Source organism: Streptomyces sp. DG2A-72, assembly GCF_030499575.1.
Classification (GTDB): domain Bacteria; phylum Actinomycetota; class Actinomycetes; order Streptomycetales; family Streptomycetaceae; genus Streptomyces.
Genome location: NZ_JASTLC010000001.1, coordinates 6,599,687 through 6,612,966, shown reverse-complemented (window position 1 = coordinate 6,612,966; position 13,280 = coordinate 6,599,687). Strand labels below are relative to the sequence as shown.

Annotated in this window: 18 protein-coding genes; 3 read left to right on the top strand and 15 right to left on the bottom strand. The window is 69.6% G+C overall.

The window, feature by feature from the left end:
• Positions 1-169 precede the first annotated feature (169 nt).
• Positions 170-1,327 carry a winged helix DNA-binding domain-containing protein gene (locus QQY66_RS31485; protein ID WP_301983686.1) on the top strand — a complete coding sequence of 386 codons (1,158 nt, stop codon included), beginning with the start codon at positions 170-172 and terminating at the stop codon, positions 1,325-1,327.
• 4 nt (positions 1,328-1,331) lie between these two features.
• Here the strand turns inward: QQY66_RS31485 and QQY66_RS31480 are convergent, their stop codons facing one another.
• Together QQY66_RS31480 and QQY66_RS31475 are read right to left on the bottom strand one after the other, a co-directional pair.
• Positions 1,332-2,129, bottom strand: coding sequence for a class I SAM-dependent methyltransferase (locus tag QQY66_RS31480; RefSeq protein WP_301983685.1), 798 nt, complete (start codon positions 2,127-2,129; stop codon positions 1,332-1,334).
• The gene (locus QQY66_RS31475) at positions 2,126-3,004 is read right to left on the bottom strand and encodes an LLM class flavin-dependent oxidoreductase (protein WP_301983684.1); all 879 of its coding nucleotides are present in this window, start codon (positions 3,002-3,004) and stop codon (positions 2,126-2,128) included. Before QQY66_RS31475 ends, QQY66_RS31480 begins: the two co-directional genes overlap by 4 nt.
• 78 nt (positions 3,005-3,082) lie before the next feature.
• On the opposite strand from QQY66_RS31475, the gene QQY66_RS31470 reads away from it, so the two are divergent.
• A complete protein-coding gene (locus tag QQY66_RS31470; RefSeq protein ID WP_301983683.1) occupies positions 3,083-3,457 on the top strand; it encodes a DUF192 domain-containing protein in 375 nt (124 codons plus the stop codon).
• 271 nt (positions 3,458-3,728) lie between these two features.
• Here QQY66_RS31470 and QQY66_RS31465 read toward each other — a convergent pair whose 3' ends face one another.
• Both QQY66_RS31465 and QQY66_RS31460 read right to left on the bottom strand, forming a co-directional pair.
• Positions 3,729-4,733 carry an alpha/beta fold hydrolase gene (locus QQY66_RS31465; RefSeq protein ID WP_301983682.1) on the bottom strand — a complete coding sequence of 335 codons (1,005 nt, stop codon included), beginning with the start codon at positions 4,731-4,733 and terminating at the stop codon, positions 3,729-3,731.
• 88 nt (positions 4,734-4,821) lie between these two features.
• A complete protein-coding gene (locus QQY66_RS31460) occupies positions 4,822-5,643 on the bottom strand; it encodes an NAD(P)H-binding protein (RefSeq protein WP_301983681.1) in 822 nt (273 codons plus the stop codon).
• 88 nt (positions 5,644-5,731) lie between these two features.
• On the opposite strand from QQY66_RS31460, the gene QQY66_RS31455 reads away from it, so the two are divergent.
• Positions 5,732-6,154, top strand: coding sequence for a helix-turn-helix domain-containing protein (locus QQY66_RS31455; RefSeq protein ID WP_301983680.1), 423 nt, complete (start codon positions 5,732-5,734; stop codon positions 6,152-6,154).
• 43 nt (positions 6,155-6,197) lie between these two features.
• Here the strand turns inward: QQY66_RS31455 and QQY66_RS31450 are convergent, their stop codons facing one another.
• The 11 genes from QQY66_RS31450 to QQY66_RS31400 all read right to left on the bottom strand — a co-directional run bounded on the left by QQY66_RS31450 (position 6,198) and on the right by QQY66_RS31400 (position 13,271).
• Positions 6,198-6,356, bottom strand: coding sequence for a hypothetical protein (locus QQY66_RS31450; protein ID WP_301983679.1), 159 nt, complete (start codon positions 6,354-6,356; stop codon positions 6,198-6,200).
• 30 nt (positions 6,357-6,386) lie between these two features.
• Positions 6,387-6,779: a hypothetical protein gene (locus QQY66_RS31445; protein WP_301983677.1), complete on the bottom strand. Its 393-nt coding sequence runs from the start codon at positions 6,777-6,779 to the stop codon at positions 6,387-6,389.
• Entirely contained in the window at positions 6,776-7,057 is a 282-nt protein-coding gene (locus tag QQY66_RS31440) for an Arc family DNA-binding protein (RefSeq protein WP_301983676.1), read from the bottom strand. Before QQY66_RS31440 ends, QQY66_RS31445 begins: the two co-directional genes overlap by 4 nt.
• Before the next feature lie 45 nt (positions 7,058-7,102).
• A complete protein-coding gene (locus tag QQY66_RS31435; protein ID WP_301983675.1) occupies positions 7,103-7,750 on the bottom strand; it encodes an OmpA family protein in 648 nt (215 codons plus the stop codon).
• Between the two features lie 8 nt (positions 7,751-7,758).
• Positions 7,759-8,340, bottom strand: a complete 582-nt coding sequence (locus QQY66_RS31430; RefSeq protein WP_301983674.1) for a hypothetical protein — start codon at positions 8,338-8,340, stop codon at positions 7,759-7,761.
• A 16-nt stretch (positions 8,341-8,356) separates the two neighbouring features.
• Positions 8,357-8,974 carry a pilus assembly protein TadG-related protein gene (locus tag QQY66_RS31425; RefSeq protein ID WP_301987560.1) on the bottom strand — a complete coding sequence of 206 codons (618 nt, stop codon included), beginning with the start codon at positions 8,972-8,974 and terminating at the stop codon, positions 8,357-8,359.
• The gene (locus QQY66_RS31420; protein ID WP_210577255.1) at positions 8,971-9,159 is read right to left on the bottom strand and encodes a Flp family type IVb pilin; all 189 of its coding nucleotides are present in this window, start codon (positions 9,157-9,159) and stop codon (positions 8,971-8,973) included. Before QQY66_RS31420 ends, QQY66_RS31425 begins: the two co-directional genes overlap by 4 nt.
• Positions 9,160-9,271: 112 nt before the next feature.
• Positions 9,272-10,051: a response regulator transcription factor gene (locus QQY66_RS31415; protein WP_301983673.1), complete on the bottom strand. Its 780-nt coding sequence runs from the start codon at positions 10,049-10,051 to the stop codon at positions 9,272-9,274.
• Positions 10,051-11,409, bottom strand: coding sequence for a sensor histidine kinase (locus QQY66_RS31410; RefSeq protein WP_301983672.1), 1,359 nt, complete (start codon positions 11,407-11,409; stop codon positions 10,051-10,053). Before QQY66_RS31410 ends, QQY66_RS31415 begins: the two co-directional genes overlap by 1 nt.
• A gap of 16 nt (positions 11,410-11,425) precedes the next feature.
• Complete coding sequence (locus QQY66_RS31405) at positions 11,426-12,313, bottom strand: DUF5936 domain-containing protein (protein WP_301983671.1); 888 nt, start codon at positions 12,311-12,313, stop codon at positions 11,426-11,428.
• A gap of 16 nt (positions 12,314-12,329) precedes the next feature.
• Positions 12,330-13,271, bottom strand: a complete 942-nt coding sequence (locus tag QQY66_RS31400; protein ID WP_301983670.1) for a type II secretion system F family protein — start codon at positions 13,269-13,271, stop codon at positions 12,330-12,332.
• Between the last annotated feature and the right edge of the window lie 9 nt (positions 13,272-13,280).

Sequence of the window (13,280 nt, the reverse complement as noted above, 5' to 3'; positions counted from 1 at the left end):
GCCGGGTGCGAGCCGCCTGCGATAACAATGTGAAAACTGAGCATGATCCATGGATGCGAAGGGTGAATCTCCAGCAAAGCGCCAATAGCCCGATTTGCACGTACTTGACCGCCCCGCTTCCTCGGTATAGCGGACAGCATCCGGCCTACTTCGGCCCTACCGTCGTCCCATGACCCTGAGGATCAGTTGGGACGAGGCGAGCGCGCGTCGGCTGGAACGGCAATTCCTGGCCAACCCTGCTAAGGCGGGCGGGAACGTGGCCGCCGTGGTCTCCGCCATGCTGGGCGCGCATGCACAAGTGCTGTCCGCGGCGGAGCTGTCGGTGGGGGTGCGGACGGTCGGTGTGACCCGGACGGACGTGCGGGCCGCGCTCTGGGAGGACCGCTCGCTCGTGAAGACGCACGGCCCGCGCGGAACGGTGCATCTGCTCCCGGCGGACGAACTCGCCCTCTGGAGCGCCGCGTTGACGGCGATCCCGTCGGGCCCGAGCCCTTTCGCGCCCTCTGCCCGTATGACGGACGAGCAGGTGGCGCAGGTGGTGGCCGCGATCGGCAACGCGCTGGACGGCGTATGCCTGACGGTGGACGAGCTGAGCGAGGAGGTCGTGGCGCGCACGGGGCCCTGGGCCGGGGACCGGGTGATGCCCGCGTTCCAGGACATGTGGCCGCGCTGGCGTCAGGTGATGCACCGGGCAGGGCAGTCGGGTGCCCTGTGCTTCGGCCCGAACCGCGGCCGCAAGGTGACGTACACCCGCCCGCCGGCCTTCGATCCGCTGCCGCCGGAGCAGGCGCTGGGGATGCTCGTACGCCGGTATCTGCGCGCGTACGGTCCCGCGACCCCCCGGCACTTCGCGAAATGGCTTGCCGCTTCGGGCGGTTGGGCGGGCGGGCTGTTCGGCACGCTCGCGGCGGCCGGGGAGATCGAGGAGGTGGACTTCGAGGGCGTGCCGGCGTGGGTGGCGGCGGGGGACACCGAGTTTCCGACGGGTGGCCGCCGGGCCGGTAGCGTCCGGTTGCTGCCGTACTTCGACGCGTACGGCATCGCCGCCCAGCCACGTGAGCGGCTGTTCGCGGGTCCGGCGTACGAGAGGGCGCTGGCGGGTGGTCAGGCCGGCAACTACCCGGTGCTGCTGGTCGACGGCGTGGTGACGGGCGTGTGGCACCAACGGCGCCAGGGACGTCGTACGACGGTCACGGTGGAGCCGCTGGGGCGGCTGACGGCGCGGCAGGAACGGGAGTTGGGGCGGCAGGTGGAGCGGGTGGGGGAAGTGCTGGAGGCGCGGCCGGAGTTGGTGATCGGGACGGTGACGGCCGGTCCGCACGCGTAGGGAGTCACCCGGGCCTGCGCAGCTCGAAGAGGTGGCGGGCGCTGTGGGCGACGAAGGGGCCGTGTGCCTCGATCTCGGCGTGCAGGGCACGGAGTCGGGGTTCGTAGGCCTCGGCGGTGAAGCCGGGGACCATCCAGATCACCTTGCGCAGGAAGTGGACGACGGCTCCGATGTCGTAGAACTCCACACGGAGGCGTTCCGCACGTACGTCGACGACTTCGAGCTCGGCGGCCTGGGCGTCGGCGCGCTCGCGGTCGGGGTGGCGGCCGTTGCGCTGCTCGTCGGACAACGGGCCGAGGAAGTACTCGACGAGTTCGAAGACGCTGCTGGGGCCGACGTGCTGGGCGAAGTAGGTGCCGCCGGGGCGGAGGACGCGGGCGATCTCCGGCCAGTGAGGGCGTACGGGGTGCCGGCTGACGACGAGGTCGAACGTCGCGTCCGCGAAGGGGAACGCGGCGTCCTCGGGCGAGGCGACGACGGCGACACCGCGGGGGCGGAGGAGGGCGGTGGCCTTGGCTACGTTGGGGGGCCAGCCTTCGGTGGCGACGGTGAGGAGGGGTGGATCCGGCTGGGCGCGCTCCAGGGCGAAGTCGAGGACCTCTCCCCCGCCGGTCTGGATGTCGAGCACCGCGGTCGTGCCGCGGAGGCGGGCGGCCATGGACTCCGCGTAACGCCACGAGGGCCGGGCCTCCGTGGCCCTGCCCTGGAACCAGGAGAAGTCCCAGCCGTCGGTGGGGTGGGCCACGGCTTCTTCGACGAGGTCTTCGTAGGTGCGGGAGGCACCGGGCGCCGGTCGGCTCACGGGACCAGGGGCCGTACTTCTTCCGCCGCGAACCGTACGAACCCCTCCGGGTCGGGTTCGTCGCCGGTCGGCTGCAGGACGACCGTGTCGGCGCCGGCGTCGGCGAGGCGCTGGACGGCCTTGGCGACGGCTCCGGCGTCTCCCGCGACGCCGAGGTCCGGGACGGATGCCACGCCTTCGGCGTCGAGCTCGGCGCGGAGCCGTGCGGCGGCGCCGGGACCGGTGGCGGTGAGGAGATAGACGACGACCTTGTGCGGTTCGGTACGACCGGCCGACTCCCGTCCCTCGTCGATGAGTTGCCGGGCACGCCGGACGCCTTCGGGGGGCGTACTCGCGGTGAGGATGGTCCCGTCGGCCGCTTCACCGGCCAGCCGCAGCGAGCGGGGCCCGGTGGCGCCGGCGAGGACGGGCGGCGCGGGATCGGCGGGGGGCCAGTCGAGCGCGACGTCGTCGAGCTTGACGTACCGCCCGTCGGTCGTGATCCGCTCGCCGCGCAGCAGGGCGCGCAGGGCGAGAAGGTGCTCGCGCAGCAGGGTCACGGGTGACTCGACCCGGGCGCCCACCTGCCCCATCCAGTCCTGGACGCCATGGCCGACGCCGACGATGGGGCGCCCGGGGAACATCCGGTGCAGCGAGGCGACCTCCATCGCGGTGATGGCCACGTTCCGCAGCGGCACGGGCAGCAGCCCGACCCCGATGCGCACCCGCTCGGTCCAGGCGAGAGCGGCGGCCGCGGTCGACAACCCACCCTCCCGGAAGCAGTCCTCCCACAGCCAGAGCTCTTCAAGTCCCGTCTCGTCTGCGAGCCGGGCGACCTCCCGCAGTCGCTCGGGCGGCAGCTGAGGGCGGAACACGGCACCGAGTCCAGTCGTCATACGGCCTTCCTACCCGGGCCGCGACGCAATGGACAACATCTTTTCCGCGCGTACACGGCCTTGTGTCACCCTGCTGGAATGCGGCGGAGCTGGCGAGACGGACGCGGGAAGTTGGTCGTGTACGGGGCTGACCGTGGGGATGTCGTCTCCGTCCCTCTGGAGATCGCCGCCTCGTATCGCGCCCGTACCAAAGGGCTGTTGGGGCGGGACGCCGTTGACGGGGCGATCTTGCTCTCCCCCGCCAACAGCGTGCACACCTTTCGGATGCGGATCCCCATCGATGTCGCCTACCTCGACCGCCACCTCGATGTCATCGCCGTGACGACCATGAAGCCTGGGCGGCTCGGGATGCCCCGGCTTCGTGCTCGGCATGTACTGGAGGCGGAGGCGGGGGCCATGACGGGGTGGGGGTTGCGGGCCGGGGTTCGGGTGGGGATCGAGAGGGCCGGGTAGTCCCTACGCTCCCGCCGCCGTACCGTCGCCCGGGCCACCGGCTGCACCGTCCGGCCCGGGGGGATTTCGAGGCGGACCTCTCGGGTGATCGTCGCGATCGCGGTGGTCACGGGTCGGATTCCCTTCGCAGAGTCTCACGGAGACAGCTCCGTGATCTCTTCCCGGATCCGTGGGCAGGGCAATCCCGGTGTGGTGCAGGCCACGTGGCCTGCACGAACCGGATCAGCGGACGTCACCGTACTCAGGCAGTCTGTTCGGCAGGTGTGAGCTGTTACAGCCGCAGCCCGTGCAGGAGGTCCGTCACGCGAGTTGGGTCCGTGGGGCCCATGTGGCCGGAGCCGGGGAAGTTGTGGACCCTGAAGCGGTTGTACGGGGTGAGTTCATCGGCTTCGGCGATCATGCGGTCCTGGAGTGCCGTGGCGACGGTCCTGTCCTTGCCGAACCGCAGATACGTGCGCGGAATCCGCCCCCACGTCTCCGCGCGCCCGACGGCCCGGCCCGCGTACGCCGTCATCGACTCGTCCGCCTGCAAACCCTCCAGCACCCGCAGGAACTCGGCATCCGTGTACTCCGCGCAGGTCATCTCCTTGAAGACGGCGAGGTCACGGCTGCTGGAGGTACGCCAGTTGAGGCGCAGCACACCCAGCTTCCCCGGGTCGCCGACGATCTGCTCCAGCGGGCTGATGGCGAGTTGCCCTTCGGGCGAGCCCGCGCACTCGTTCAGGGACGGCATGCTGCGGCTCGGGCAGAACGCGGCCATGTAGCAGATGTGGGCCAGGAGTTCAGGCACGGCGTTCGCCACCCGGCTCACCGAGAGCCCGCCCATGCTGTGCCCGACCAGTACCACGGGACCGCCGAGCCGCGCGGCGCGTCGTACGACGCCGGTGACCCGCCGTTCGAAGTCGTCCAGGGTGAGCGCGGCGACCGGCGAGGGCTCCGTCGCGAGGGCGCTCAAGTCCTGCGTCTGATACGCCTTCGGGATGAACTTCTCGGTACCGTGCAGCGGTTGGTCCACCGTGACGACGCGGTGCCCGCGCAGCGCCAGTTCTCTGCCGATCGCCGTCCAGAAGGCACCCGCGCTATGGGTGCCGTGGACCAGGACATACGTACGGATGCCGTGGCGGGTCCGTGGCGTGGCCCGGTCGGCGTCGGTTGCGCGCGCGGTTCCCGCACCCACGCCCACGGCGAGCGCGGCCCCGCCGGCGCCTGCGGCGAGACGTCGCAATGCCTGTCGCCGCGAGGTCGCGGCCTTCTCAGTGCTCTCTTTGTCAGCCATGGCTAAGAGGCTATGAACGCTCTTTGTCCCTCACCATGGCTCTGCCCACCCGGCGGACGGTGCACCTACCGACACCCGCACACCGCCGTCATCCACCTGCCGACGGTCTCGTGGCCGCCGCGGCTGCGACAGCCGTGGCCAGTGGGTCGGAAACCTCGCGGCCGAGGATGTCCGGGAGGTCGGGGCCGGTGCCGTCCAGAAAGCCGTGCCGGACGCCGGTCGCGATCGAGGCGAGCATGGGTGGCTGGAACGGCAGGAGTCCCGTCACCTCGTTGAGGAGCCTGCGCCGGTACTCGGCCAGACCGATGGTGCGGTGCGGGACGCCGAGCCGGCCGGCTACGTGCGCTGCCGTGATGGGCGTGCCGACGAGGTCGTAGGTACGCCCGCTGTGCGGTGCCGGATCCGCCGCGATGACCGCCGCGGCCTCGGCCAGGTCGGCACGGGCGACCGCGGCCAGGGCGCCGTCGCCGAACGCGGACTCCACGCCGCCGTCGGCCCACATCAGTAGTCCGCCGAAGAGTTCGGCGTAGAGGCCGTTGCGCAGGATCGTCCACGGCAAGCCGCAAACGCGCATGAGCCGTTCGGTCGCGCGGTGCGCCAGCGCGAAACCGAGGTGCTCACCGGCACCGGTCAGGCTGGTGTAGACGACATGCCGGACGCCGTCTCGGACGGCAGCGTCAAGGACGGCCGTGTGCCGCCCGATGACCTGGTCGTCTTCGGCATACCCGGCGGAAATCAGCACCAGGGTGGACACACCGGCGAGGTCCATGCCGGAGGGATCGTCGAAATCGAGCCGCCGCAACTCGCCGTTCGGAGTGCGGCTGCCGCCTGTCGCTGTCGCGTCGCGGGCATGCAGCGCCGCGAGAGTGGCAGAGCCGAGGCTCCCGTTCGCTCCGGTCACCAGAATCATGTCAGTCGTAGTCTTCCGTCGGTGGTTCTCTTCGGTAACTACGCTTGATCCTGAACCGCCCGCATACCGGCCACAAGAAGGCAGTTTGATGTCACCCACGCACACTGAGGTAACCGCCGCGCCCGCAGACCTCGATCCCTGCGGGCGCGAAGACCACCCGGACTGCGGGATCCGCGATGTCCTGGACCGGATCGGGGACAAGTGGTCGGTACTCGTGATCGTCGAACTCGCCGGCGGACCGCGCCGCTTCCGGGAACTGCAACGGGCCATCGACGGCATCTCCCAGCGCATGCTCACCCTCACCGTGCGCAGGCTGGAACGCGACGGACTCGTCCTGCGCACCGTCTACCCCACCGTCCCGGCCCACGTGGACTACCGCCTGACCGAGACCGGGGCCGGCCTGACCCACCTGGTCAAGGCACTCGCCGACTGGTCTCTCAGCCATCGGGCCGTCATCGCCGAGGCCCGTCGCGAGTACGACCAGACCCACCCCGGGCACGACATTCGGTAACGGATGATGCTGACGCAGTCCGGTGTGGCGTGTGGCCGTGCCGCTACGCAGCGCGCTCTTCGAACACCACGGTGTTACGCCCGTCGGCGACGACATGCAGGTCCACCGCGACCTCCAGCGCTGCCGCCAGCCTGACCAGCAGGTCTGCGGTGATGGGAAGCATTCCGCCCAGCTCGATGGCCTCCACGTCATCGGCGGTCACACCCAGGCGCTCCCCCAAACCGCCGGCCCATCAGCGGTTCAGGTCCATGACCCCGACTCCCAGCCCGGCGTAGGCCTCAGGTGCGACCGTGGCAACCAGTGCTCCGTCGGGAAGCATCGGGTTCGGTCGCGCCACATGTACGGCTGCGGCGACACCGAAGACGACACCGTCGCGCAGCAGTTCCCCGACGGTCATGGCCATCGCGTAGTCGTCGTCGATAATGCGGAACACGTCCCGCAGTACCCCCGCATGGGCCACGATCCCCGCACGCTCGCGCTCAGCCTCCACAAGGCACAGAACGGGCAGCCACAGGCGCACATCATCGCTGGATGCCGCGGCATGGATGAGGCCGGAGACCTGCTTGTTGCCCCCCATCGCCAGCAGCGTGGGACTATCGAGGACATAGTGCTCGATCTCGTTCAACGAGACGACTCCGCCCCGGCGAGAGCAGCCCTGTGTGCGGCCGTGGCTTCCCGCATCTTGCGCCGCATGTCCGCGGATTCGTCATCCGTCACGTAGTGGCCGAACCGCTCGGCGAGCAGGGCACGGGTGCGATCGGCTCGCTCCTTGATCTGCTCGGGCGTCAGAGTCTGAGCCGCTATTTCCTGCATCAGGGCACGGAGACTGGTCCCACGCGCCTCGGCCACTGCGGCGAGTTGGTCACGGACTTCGGCGGGCACGCGGATCATGACGTCAGACATGGGCGCAAGTATACGTGACGTATACGCCTCTTTTTCCCGTCACGGTCAGTTCTCGGAACGCGGGAAGGTCACCTCCACCCTTCGGTTCTTCCTGCGGCTCTCCTCCGTGGCGTTCGAGGCGATCGGGTACTGCTCGCCGTAGCCGCGGACCTCGAAGGTGATGTTGGGGTCGTTCAGTTCGTCGTCCAGGACTTCCTGTACGGCGTTGGCGCGCTGTTTGGAGAGGACGTCGCCGTGGGCGGACGAGCCGAGGTTGTCCGTGAAGCCGAAGACGCGGATGCGTGTCGCGTTCTGGGTCTTGATCTCGTCCGCGATGGCCGAGAGGCGCGACCTTGCCTCGCCCGTCAATCTCGCGCTGTCCTTCGGGAACAGGACCTCCGCCTGGAGCGCGAACTTCACGTCCGCGTTGGTGTCCTCCCGGCGTTCGTCGCCGCTCTGGTCCTCGACGACCTGCTTGATGTCCAGCACCTTGGGTTCGGCGAGCGTGGCCCCCTCGGGGAGCTTGAGGTCGGGGTCGTTGGGGTCGACCTCGACGGGGGCGGAAGCGGAGGGTTCGGTGCCTGGAGGCACGCTGGGGCCGTCGGCGGCACGGGCATGGGTCGGGGCCAGCAGGGTGGCGGCGACCATGACGGACGTAGCACCGAGGGTCAGGGCGAGACGGGGAGGCACGCTCCAGGTCGAGGTGGCGGTCATCGTCGGCCTCACCCGGAGATCTGGATGGTGGCGGAGGCGAACGTCGGCAGCTGGAACGCCACTTCGGTCGTGTCCGCGGGCGGTGCCGGGAACTGCATGAACACAGCGAGGCTGTCGCCGGCCTTGAGGATCGAGAAGCCCGTGGTTGTCAGCGGACGGCCATCCGTGTCGCGCAGTACGTAGTACCGCTTCTTGCTCTTCGAGTCGACCAGCGTGGCGCCCCCGAGCGACCTGCCGTTTCTGACGATCTCGGTCTCGTTTCCGCTCAGTGCCGCGGGCACCGTGACGCTCTCGGCACCGTCGTTCTTCAGTTCGGCGTTCACCGTGACGAAGCCGCCGGCGTCACGCTGAGCAGACGCGATCTGGAGGAGTAGTCCGTTCGAGCCCTTCAACTCAGCCATTGGCGTGTCCGACTGGCCCTCCTGAGTACTCGGGTCGGATCCGCCGTCCTTGGATGCCGATGCGGACGCCTCCGGCTTCTCGTCGCCACCACCACCGCCACCGCAACCGGCCACACCGACGGCCAGACCGGCCGTAAGCGTCAACGCGACCATCCCCCTGCGGGCCTTCGCAGTGAACCGAATGCTCATCGCTCTGCTTCCTTCGTCACTCGTCATTCGCTTGCGCGTCGGCCAGGTGGACGTCGAAGAGGTCCTCGGGGCCCGGGAGATCGTCGAGGTCGTCCGGGTTCAGGTCCCAGGTGTCGTCACCGCAGGTCAGCTCCGGCAGTACGTCCTCCCCGGCATCCTCACCCGGGAGATCGAAATCGCACCGCAGCTCGATCACAGCAGTGGCAGTCGCCTTCGAGTGCATGTTCTCGGTGCCGGGGACGATGGAGTCGCCGACGGACTCGGTGGTCTCCACGTCGACCGTGTAGCCCGGGGGCAGCCCAGGCAACGGCGTGCAGTCCGCCGTTGCATCGTTCTGCGCTGCCAGTTGATGAGCACGCCCGCAGCCATCGAGGCCCACGTCCACACCGTCGAAGATGTCCTGCCACTTCGTCGGGTCGAGTAGGTTGTCCACCCACTCGTCCGTGAGCTTGTCGCGGGTGTCGAGGGCAGCCGCGAGCGCGGCCGCGTCCGCTGCCGTCTGAGCACCGTTCCGGTTCGCGGCGGCCTGGCCTACCGCCAGGTAAACGAACGCAAGGAAGAGCAGGCCCCCGACCACCGTGATGTAGATGGGGAAAGCCTGCCCTGCGTCGCCGAATCTACGGGCCGATGTCAGCCGGTGAGCTTCGCGATTTGCGTGGTGATGGCGTCGTAGATCGTCTGCCCGATGTCCGTCCCAGTGATCGCCAACACAATCGCCACAACCACCGCGATGATCCCCAGGTACTCGACCGCAGTCTGCCCCTTGTCGTTGTCGCGCATCCGCATGCCGCACCCCTCCGGTGTCGTCGCCTTCGGCACGCGGAGTGTATGCAGGAACACCCCGTGTTGCCGAGGGTCCCAGGGCCCAAATCCGGACCCGGCTGCGGAGCCGGCTGCTCGCCTTGTCGTTCCCCCCAGACGTCACCGCAGGTCACCCCAGCCCTGTCGCGGAACTCGGCGCCGTGCCCAGCCACTTCGCGGCGGCTTCGGCGCGGCTGGTGCTGTGGAGTTTGGCGAAAATGCGGTTGATGTGGTTCTTGACCGTCTTCTCGCTGATGAAGCAGGCGGCGGCGATCTGCTGGTTGTTCAGGCCAGTTGCGATGAGGTCCATGATCTCCGCCTCCCTCATGCTCAGTCGGAACCGCGACCGGTCCAACGACTGTCCCATATACGATTGCAGTTGCGAAAGCCCTTTCCCGAAAGTGGGCCTGGGCGCCCCAGCGGACGGAGTGAACTGGCCTGGTGGAGCGAGTTGTTCCGGTAGCTTCGGGCGACGGGCAGGTGAACTCTCACCGTATGCAGTCGCATTCGCCGCCGTGCGCGTGAAGTGCGGTCGGCCCTGCCGGATGTCCCGTACCGCGGTGACCAGCTCGTCCGCCGTGAACTCGCCGTGGACCAGATAGCCGGCCGCTCCTTGGCGCAGGGCCTCCCGGACGGTCGCCGGTTCCGTGCTGTACGTCAGCATCATGACCGGGGCGATGGAGGCCAGGTGCGGCAGCGCCGAGATGCCGTCCAGTTCGGGCATGCGGACGTCCAGGAGGACCACGTCGGGGCGGTGTTGGTCCGCCGCCTCGCAGGCCTCGCGGCCGTCGGCGGCCTGCGCCACCACGGTGATGTCCTCGCGGCCGGACAGCAGTGCGGTGAGGCCTGCTCGGACCACTGGGTTGTCGTCCGCGACCAATACCCGTACCTGCGGGAGGTCTTGTGGCATCAGGCCACCTCCTTTCGTGTGCTGCTGCGTGGTGTCAGGGCCGCCAAGGGGAGTTCGAGGCGGACCTCGGTGCCTCGTGCGTGGTCGCCTCGGCCGATATGGAGGCGCGCGCCCATCGACTCCGCGCGCTCGACCATGCCGAGCAGGCCGAAGTGGCCGGAGCCGCGGAGCTGTTCGACGGTGGAGCCGGGAGGCAGGCCGCGTCCGTCGTCGTACACGCTGATGCGCAGCACTCCGTCGTGGACGCCTGCGCGTACGTTCACCTGGGTCGCGGACGCGTGGCGGTGGGCGTTCTCCATGGCCTCGCCGACGATCGTGAGGAGCTGGCGGGCCACTGCGCGCGGAAGTGGAAGTAGCTGATCGCCGGCGTCGGCCGTCGGACGGAACGTCGCCGGGAGAGTCGTACGCCTCGTGAAGTCGCGGGTGTAGGCCGCCAGTTCGGTGAGGATGTCGGTCGTGGGGCGTGGGTCGGATTCCTGGCGCAGGTCCTCCAGGAGCTCGCGGGACTCGGCCGCCGCCCTGCGTGCCGCTCGGGCGATCAGTTCCGCCTGTTGTTTGATCAGGGCGGGGTCCGTGTCCCGTGCGCTCGCCGAGTTCGCCAGGCCGTCCGCCGCCAGGGCCACGCCGTGCAGGGTCTTGGCCACCGAGTCGTGCATCTCCCGTGCCAGCCGGGCGCGTTCCGCGTCGACCGCCTCCGTGACGGCGAGGCGGGCCTTCACCGTGGTCAGGGCCTGGGTTGCGGTGCCGAAGCGGAGCATCAGGTTGCGCAGGGCCGAGCCGAGCGCACCGTTGATGACGCAGAAACCGGGCAGAAGCAGCGACTCCGCGAGGTCCGCGTGGCCCTGCCGCAGCGTCGCGTGGGCCAGCAGGAGGATCAGGGACTGGAGCGAGGCGAACACGGCGGCGCCGCGCCATCCGTAGACGATGCCCGCGAGGAGGGGTGTGCAGACGCTGACGTAGGCGAGGGTGGTGTCCGGGCCCGCGGAGATCAGGAGGAGCGAGCCGAAGAGGGTGTCCAGGGCCAGGAGGGTGGGGTGGCGCAGGAGGAGGGGGCCGAAGCGTTCCCAGTCCCGGAAGAGGACGTACGAGACCATGAAGGTGACGACCACGGCGATGCCGACGAGGCGGGTGCCCCAGCCCGGGTTGGCGTTGAGGAGTGCTGAGGGGGCGGCCAGGGCGATCATGGCCAGGCGGAAGCCGAAGACCTGGCGGCACATGGCCTGAAGGGCGTTCACCTGGAGCGGGAGTGCGGGGGCCGAGGGTCGGCGTCCCTGCGGACGCAGGTCACCAACTTCACCAACCGAACGACGCCGCAGCCTGTACGCCAGGCCCGGCCTGCCCGCCCTAATCATCGCCATCGGTGTTCCCTCCCCCCTACTCCCCCGTGAGGGTCCCGAAGTCCGTCCCCGACCCCAGCAGCAACCCGGCGACGAGCAGGATCATCGTGGCCGGCACCATGAAGGTGGTGATCGTCAAGGTGGCCTTGGGGACGGCCCTGGCCGCCTTGCGGCGGGCGTTCTGCGCGTCCGTGCGGCGCATGTCCTTCGCCAGCGCCACCAGCGTGTCCACGATCGGCGCGCCCAGCTCCTCCCCCTGCTGCAAGGCCGTCACGAACATGGCGACCTGCTCGGAGTCGTTGCGCCGCCGCAGTTCCGCGAAGGCCTGTCGGCGGCTCATGCCGAGGTCCATCTGGCGCAGGGTGATGCGCAGTTCGTCGGCCCAGGGACCCTCGTACTTCGACGCCACTCGGTCCAAGGCCTGGCGGAAGCCCAGGCCCGCGCTGACCACCACGGCCAGTACGTCCAGGAAGTCGGGCAGCGTCCGCTCGATCACGTCCTTGCGGATGCGGATCGCCGACCAGATGCCCACCTCCGTCCAGAACGCCCCGAAGGCGAGCAGCAGCAGCGCCACCAGGTACTGGCCGCGCAGCACGAACACCAGGCAGCCCACGCCGCCCAGCGCGCCGTACACCGCCCGACGCGCGGCGTAGCGGTCGATCGTCAGGCCGCCCGGGTTGCCCGCCAGGTCGATCTTGCGGCGGTACTTGGCGACCTGCTTCGGGCCCATCAGCCGGAGGACCACGGGCGCGTACCGCATGCCCATGCGGTCGATCAGGGAGTCGACCGCGCCGGTCCGGGTCGCGCCGACCTCCAGGGCCAGCACCAGGTCGCTGGGGAGTTTGGCGTCCGCGCGGTACATGCGGATGCCGGCGAAGATGCCCCAGACGCTGAGGCCCATCACCAGGGCCAGTAGGAGTGCCATGTCCGTCTCCCCCGCCTCAGACGTCGATCCGCGACAACCGGCGGATCATGATGAAGCCGATCGCGTACAGCGCGAAGGCGAGGATCACCGCCCCTTGTCCCGCCGGTGAGCCCGTCATGCGCTCCAGGGCGCCTTCTTTCACCCCGTTCATCAGGAGCAGCGAGCCGATGCCCAGGACGGGGACGGCGTACGACGTCATGGTGACCTGGGACAGCTGGGTGCGGATCTCGCGGCGGGTCTCCTTGCGCTCCTCCAGCGTCTCCGTCAGATTCCGCAACGCGGTGACCACCTGTCCGCCCGCCCGGTTCGACAGCACCAGGGTCGTCACCAGCACCACCAGCTCCCGCGACGGCAACCGGTCCGCCAGTTCTCCCAGCGCGTCGTCCATCGACGCGCCCACCGCCAACTGGTTCGCCACCTTGGCCAGTTCCTCCCCGGCAGGTGCCTCCAGCTCCTCCGCCGCCATGCCGATCGCCGTACGCAGTGCGAGCCCCGCCTGCGTCGCGTTCGCCAGGATGCGGGCCAGCTCGGGCAGCTGGTTGATGAACTTCTCGATCCGCTTCTGCCGCTGCCAGTTGAGGAACTGGATCGCCACCCAGATGCCCAGCGCACCGGCGAGCGGGCCGAAGAAGGGGGCCAGGGTCGCCTGGCCGATCAGCCACAGGCCCGCGACCGTCGCGAGCATGTAGGCGAAGAACTCGCCCGGGGTGACGTCCAGGCCCGTCGCCGCCAGCCGGAGTTCCAGATCCTTGCCCACCTTCGTACCGCGCAGCCGGCGGTCCAGGTTGCGGAAGCGGCGCCGGCGGCCGACGGGGACCTGGCCGGCGGCCGACAGACGCTCCACGAGGGCCGCCCGCTGCGCCCTGCCCGCCGCGTAGAAGTGCAGGCCCACCACGAAGAGGACGCAGGTCAGCAGGGCGATGCCGGTGGTGAGCGTGACTAGGGTGTCGAGTTCCATCGGAGTGGT